Origin of the sequence: Sphingomonas sp., assembly GCF_964263785.1 — a bacterium.
In the GTDB taxonomy this organism is placed as follows: domain Bacteria; phylum Pseudomonadota; class Alphaproteobacteria; order Sphingomonadales; family Sphingomonadaceae; genus Sphingomonas.
Window position 1 is genome coordinate 1 of sequence record NZ_CAXVWL010000109.1, and the last position, 4,615, is coordinate 4,615.

A 4,615-nucleotide genomic window follows, 5' to 3' on the forward strand; every position below is an offset into this window, starting at 1 on the left:
GCCCCGGCGGGCCCGGATCACCGAGGAGTGGCCGCAGCTGAGGGCTGCCTGGTCGCTGCACCGGAACGGCAGGGATGACCTCGCGGGCAGGCGCCTGGCGGCGTTCGCGCCCAAGGCCGGCTACCAGGATCCGCCCGACACCCTCGCCGACTGGGTGTTCCAGTTCGCGGCGAGCCTGGTCCAGCCTCGCTACGAGGAGCGCTTCGAGGGGCTTTTCCAACAGCTGCTGGTGGTGAGGGACAAAGCTGACTTCGGGCGCTTCGTCCGGCACTATGGCGACCACATGAGCGCGGCGCACGCGCGGCGCTACTTCGAGACGGCCAAGGCGTATCTTGCGGCCTTCTCGGAGTTCTCGCAGGTCCACCAGCTCGTCATGTCGGGCCTCGAGGTCGGCGACGACCAGGTGGCCGCGTCAACGGACTTCGACGCCACGCGCATGTTTTACGGCAACGCGTTCGAAGCGTTCGGAGACAACGTCGAGTTCCTCGTCTGCCTAAACAATCTCGTCGAGGATCGGCCGTTCGACCAGCTGCGCAACATCCCGTTCGCCGACTACCAGCGCAGCGACAAGGCGGGCCGCTGCCGCGCGGTCGCCGACAACGCGGCGATGGCCGCCGTCTGCGCCGAGTTCGACAACCAAGTTCGCAACGCGTCCCACCACGGCGGCATGGTGTTCGACCGGACGAGCGGCACGATCGAATACCGTTCCGGGAAGGGCGGGCAGGGCGACGCTCGGACGATGGGCTATGCGACCTACCTGGCGCGCTGCTCGACCCTGTTCGCGCAGACGATGCTCGTCCTGCGGCTCGAGATCCTGGTCGCCAACGAGTTCGGCGCGCGCCTCCCGCTCTGACGGGCGCGGACGCCACGATTTCGGGTCACGCCAGGAACACGTTGGCGCGGTGGTGGCCGAGATAGCCGCGGCTATTCTCCCCCAGGGGGCGCGGCGGCGGGCGCTGCGAGACGTGCATGCCGAGCTTGTCGGCGTCCGCGTCGGTCAGCCGCGACGAGAACAGCGGCCTTCCATCGTCCTCGAAGCCGAGCAGGCCGCGGTCGAACAGGAAATCGGCGTGCGGCGCCAGCATCAGGCCATTGGCTCCGTCCAGGCGCTCGGCCGATGTGCCGCAGGCGCGCCACGGCTTGATGTGGCTGGCGACGAGCAGCGTGGGCGTCGCGATCCCGGTGATCCGGCACACGGGCTCCGCGTCCAGGACGCGTCTCCGGAAGAGCCCCTGTCCCCGTCTCGCCCGGACGAGCTGCTCGCGCACCGTCTGGTCCAGCGACACGTCGTGCCTGATGTCCGCCTCGATCAGATCCTCCAGCGTGGTCGCGAAGTCCGCGGCTGTCCGGGCGGGCGCCGCGAGCAGGTCGACCGCCGGCAGGCCGGCGGCGTCGAGGACGAGGTCGACCACGGCCCGGTCGACCTCGGCGAGGTAGGCCTTCTGGTTGCCGTTGCCCGTCGCGGGCTGGATCGGCGAGTGCGTGGCGGGCAGGAGCGGGGCGAGCCGGCCGAGCAGCTCCTTGGGCCGGACCTCCATCCGCGCGTCCAGCCATTGCACGGGGAGCAGCCACCCGGTGGCGTTCCAGTATGCGCCGATGCTGCCGAACTCTTCGGGCTTCGGCGCGCTGATCGAGAAGTCGGCCACGATGCCGACCCTGCCGACGCGCCCATCCGCGTAGGAGAGGACGACGTCGCCGGGCGCGGCATGGCGCATGTTGTCGTAGAACCGGCTCCTGGCGCCGTTCGCCTCGGCCACGGGAGACCAAAGGTAGCCCCCGTCCACCTCCTGACGCATCGTCTGCGCGTGGTTGACCCACCAGCACCTCACATCGACACTATGGAGCGGCGGCCGTGCATTTGAAGCGGAAAAGGATTAAAATGTTGGACGCCGCGGCCGTTCAGTCGCCATCACCGGCCAGCCGGCCGACCTCCTCCGGCGTGAGCGCCACCTCCGCGCTGCTGGCGATGCGCTCGACCTGCTGGGGACTGCGGGAGCCGGGGATGGGGACGACGTTCCCGCCGAGGTGCAGCGTCCACGCCAGCGCGATGGCCTCCATCGGCAGCGCGCGGGAGGCGGCGATCTCCTCGAGTGCATTGAGGCAATTTGCGTCCAGGTCGGAGGGCGCATCGCGGAACTGGGGCATGCCCGACCGCAGGTCGTCGGCCGCAGGTGGGCGTCCGGCCCGGCCGGTGAGCAGCCCGCGGCCCAGCGGCGAGTGGCCCATCAGCATCGCTCCGAAGCGGTCCGCCGCCGCGGCGTCCCCGGCGCGGTCCGGGGCGGCGATCGAGAGCTCGTTCTGCACGGCGGCGACGCGGACAGTGCCGGTGAAGCGGCCGATCCTGTCGACGGGCGTGCCGGACAGGCCGAACTCGGCGACCTTGCCGGCCTGCACCAGGTCGCGGGCCATCGCCGCGACCTCCTCGTCGGGCACGAGCGGGTCGGGCCGGTGCTGGAGCAGGAGGTCAATCCGGTCGCGTCGCAGCCGCCGCAGCGAAGTGTCGACCGATCGGCGCATCGCGGCCGGCGCGCTATCGCGGACGAGGCTATCGCCCTGCACCTCCAGGCCGAACTTGGTGACGACGAAGACGTCGCCCCGCCCGCCGAGCGTGCGGCCCAGCAGCTCCTCGTTCGCGCCATCGCCGTAGAGCGCGGCGGTGTCGAAGAGCCGTATGCCGAGATCGAGGGCCCGGTGGATCGTAGCCTTGGCGACGTCGGCTTCGATCGCGCCGTAGATGCCGGTCAGCGCCATGCAGCCCAGGCCCACCCGCAGCGGCCCGGCGGCACACTTGGCGACGTCGGCGCCAGTCGGCTGCGACGCGCTCAGGCCGACGCCCGGTCGCGCTTGGCGACCGCGATGGCGCAACGGAGCGCCTCTTCGGCGTCCGTGGACCTCACGACCATCGCGTCGGGGGCGAGCCGCCCCATGATGGCAGCGATCTCCTCGGCTGCCGCCGCACGGAACAGGTTGTCGTCGTCGCGCCCCGGGCCGATCGGGACGGCCGGGTCCAGTTCCGTCACGAGCATCATGTCGTATTCGCCCACCCAGGCGGCGCAAATGGCCTCGAGGCGCTCGAGCCGACCGGGCGGGAGGACGCGGTGCGTCACCCTGAGCGCGGCGCTAAGGTAGCCGAGCGCGTCCGGGACCGGCCGGTCGACGAGGATGACGTCCGCCGTCAGCGACGCGACAGTCTCGAGCCGGATCGCCTCGGCCATGATCCACGCCGTGCTCTCGAAGGTGTGGTCCCTGAGAATCGGAAAGCCGAGTTCGCGGGCGTTCACCGCGCTGTCGTGGACGTAGGCTGGTCGGAGGCCGCGGCGGACGAGCTCATCCTGCAGCCGCCGCATGAAAGTCGTCTTGCCCGTGGAGTGCGTGCCCGCGATCGCGATCTTGCAGGGGCGTCCGCTCAAAGCAGCGAGCCCTGCCGCGCGCGCAGTATGTCGGCGTCGTCAAGCACCTCCCGCCGCTCGGCCTCGGTCAGGGGGGAGAGCAGATGGTCGAGCAGGATGGCCGACAGCGCGGCGTCGTATGGGGCCGAATGCGAGGCCCCGCCGGTTGCCGCACGCGCTGCGTCGGCCAGCCCGAGCGCGGTGCCCAGGTACTCCAGCCCATGCTTCGCTTCGCCGGGCAGCAGCCGCCGCGTGACCCGGAGGGTATCGTATGCCGCGACGGGGGTCCAATCCGGGATGGCGCGGCCGATGGTCTCCAATTCGACCCGTACGTTGTGGCCGACGATCGGGGCGTCCTCCAGCCATTCGAGCACGTCGTCGGCGACGTCCTCGATCTCGGGCGCATCCGCGACGTCGCGCTCCCAGATGCCGTGTATGCGCGACACCATGGGGGTTATCCCGCCCTTCGGCCTGAACCGCCAGTGCCTGTGACGCCCCGTCAGCGCGAGCCCCGACATCTCGACGATGGCGAGCTCAACGATCTCGGGCGGCGAGCCGCCGTTCCCCTCGACGTCGACCGCCCACATCCTCTGGTTCATTCCCAACCCTCCTCGGCGCGGCCATGTCGGCCGGGCAGGTGCGGATGCGCCCTGTCGTGCACCTGGAACCCGGTCGCGTGCTGGATGAAGTAGCGCTGCTGCTCGATGCTGCCGTCGACGAGGATCCTGCCATCGCCGACCGTGACGGTTGCCGCGTCGAGGCCCGCCTGCCCGGCGAGGGACTCGATCGCGGCGCGCGGGGGTTCGACGTGCGCTGCGGCGCAAATGCCGACCTGGCGCTCCGGGCAGATGTCGCAGATGCGCTCGATGCCGATGTGTCCGTTGTAGTCCGAGATCCCGTGGGCGAAGGCGACCGCGCACGACGTCTTGCGGAAGATCGGCTGGTCGCCGAACGCGGCGAGGATGCGGCGCTCGACAAGCCGTGGCATGATCTTGCGGCGCGGCGCCGTAGCGTAGAGATCGGGCACGCCGAGCGAGCGAAGGTGGTCCCGTATCTGGTCGCGGTGGAATAGACCGGTGAACACTGTCGCGTCGGCGAGACGGGCGAGCGCGAGCGCCTCGGCGATGCGGTCGTCGCCATCGTTTATCCCAGCGATGATCGGCCGCCAGTACAGGACGCGCTTCGTCCGGACTGCGCCCGCCGCGAGCGTCGCGAGCGACCTGGCG

6 protein-coding genes are annotated in these 4,615 nt (G+C 70.6%); 1 reads left to right on the top strand and 5 read right to left on the bottom strand.

Annotated features, from left to right (window positions below; all coding sequences use genetic code 11):
• A partial coding sequence (locus ACE5C1_RS14330) for a hypothetical protein (RefSeq protein WP_374944751.1) occupies window positions 1-853 on the top strand: 853 nt, incomplete at its 5' end.
• A 25-nt stretch (window positions 854-878) separates the two neighbouring features.
• Here ACE5C1_RS14330 and ACE5C1_RS14335 read toward each other — a convergent pair.
• The 5 genes from ACE5C1_RS14335 to ACE5C1_RS14355 all read right to left on the bottom strand — a co-directional run.
• Complete coding sequence (locus tag ACE5C1_RS14335; RefSeq protein ID WP_374944752.1) at window positions 879-1,757, bottom strand: HNH endonuclease; 879 nt, start codon at window positions 1,755-1,757, stop codon at window positions 879-881.
• A gap of 142 nt (window positions 1,758-1,899) precedes the next feature.
• Entirely contained in the window at window positions 1,900-2,766 is an 867-nt protein-coding gene (locus ACE5C1_RS14340) for an aldo/keto reductase (protein ID WP_374944756.1), read from the bottom strand.
• Between the two features lie 56 nt (window positions 2,767-2,822).
• Window positions 2,823-3,410: an AAA family ATPase gene (locus tag ACE5C1_RS14345; RefSeq protein ID WP_374944753.1), complete on the bottom strand. Its 588-nt coding sequence runs from the start codon at window positions 3,408-3,410 to the stop codon at window positions 2,823-2,825.
• Window positions 3,407-3,988 carry an exonuclease domain-containing protein gene (locus ACE5C1_RS14350; RefSeq protein WP_374944754.1) on the bottom strand — a complete coding sequence of 194 codons (582 nt, stop codon included), beginning with the start codon at window positions 3,986-3,988 and terminating at the stop codon, window positions 3,407-3,409. Before ACE5C1_RS14350 ends, ACE5C1_RS14345 begins: the two co-directional genes overlap by 4 nt.
• Window positions 3,985-4,615 (bottom strand): hypothetical protein (locus ACE5C1_RS14355; RefSeq protein ID WP_374944755.1); only part of this gene is annotated, 631 nt, incomplete at its 5' end. The genes ACE5C1_RS14350 and ACE5C1_RS14355, both read right to left, overlap by 4 nt.